Consider the following 696-nt stretch of genomic DNA (forward strand, 5'->3'; position numbering starts at 1 on the left):
CCAATCGACAAAGCCGCGCCGGGCAACCAGCGCGGCTTTTTGCTGCGTGGCCGGATCCGGTCGCGCGGCCCGCCGGCTTCCGATCACACCGGCCTGACATTGCCGTGATCGTGGAACGCCTCGGGCCGTCAACGGTTTCTCCCTCGTTCGTTCAAACCCGGGGATACCCATGAAGAAGATTCTACTGGCATCGGTCATCGCGTTGGCAACCGCTTCGGCGGCCGTCGCCCCTACGCAGGCCGAAACCATTGTCGTCAAGACCCACGATCACATGCACATGAAGAAGCACTGCCGGACCAAGGTTGTCACGACCTGGAAGCATCATCATAGGGTGGTCAGGGAAGTCAGGGTCTGCAACTGATCCGGCCAAGGCAGGCCTGGAAAAAACATCCGGCGGAAACCCGGTAGACGCAAGTCGGCCGGGTTTTTCCATGCCGCCATGAAAGCCTTATTTTGCGAGCTTGCTCGCCGCGCGCGCCAAGGCTTCGATCTCGTCCCATTTGCCGGCCTTGACGAGGTCGTCGGGCGCCACCCAGGAACCGCCGACGCAGACCACGTTGGGCAGGCTGAGATAGTCAGCCGCGTTCTTGGCCGAGATGCCGCCGGTCGGGCAGAATTTCACATCGGCGAGCGGCGAGGCGAAGGCCTTCAGCGAAGCGATGCCGCCCGACTGCTCGGCCGGGAAGAATTTCAGAA

At 62.4% G+C, this 696-nt stretch carries 1 protein-coding gene and 1 pseudogene; one reads left to right on the top strand and one right to left on the bottom strand.

The window, feature by feature from the left end; translation table 11 throughout:
- The first annotated feature begins 169 nt into the window (after window positions 1-169).
- Window positions 170-361: a hypothetical protein gene (locus EN925_RS38410; protein WP_127369679.1), complete on the top strand. Its 192-nt coding sequence runs from the start codon at window positions 170-172 to the stop codon at window positions 359-361.
- 87 nt (window positions 362-448) lie between these two features.
- Here the strand turns inward: EN925_RS38410 and EN925_RS38415 are convergent.
- Window positions 449-696: pseudogene (locus EN925_RS38415) on the bottom strand (keto-deoxy-phosphogluconate aldolase); the annotation flags it as partial.

It is taken from the genome of Mesorhizobium sp. M7A.F.Ca.US.006.04.2.1 (assembly GCF_004022915.1).
Lineage (GTDB): Bacteria > Pseudomonadota > Alphaproteobacteria > Rhizobiales > Rhizobiaceae > Mesorhizobium > Mesorhizobium ciceri.

What these genes read in the sequence shown, in the direction of transcription:
- EN925_RS38410 (WP_127369679.1), top strand. Translation starts at nt 170, where the DNA reads ATGAAGAAGATTCTACTGGCATCGGTCATCGCGTTGGCAACCGCTTCG.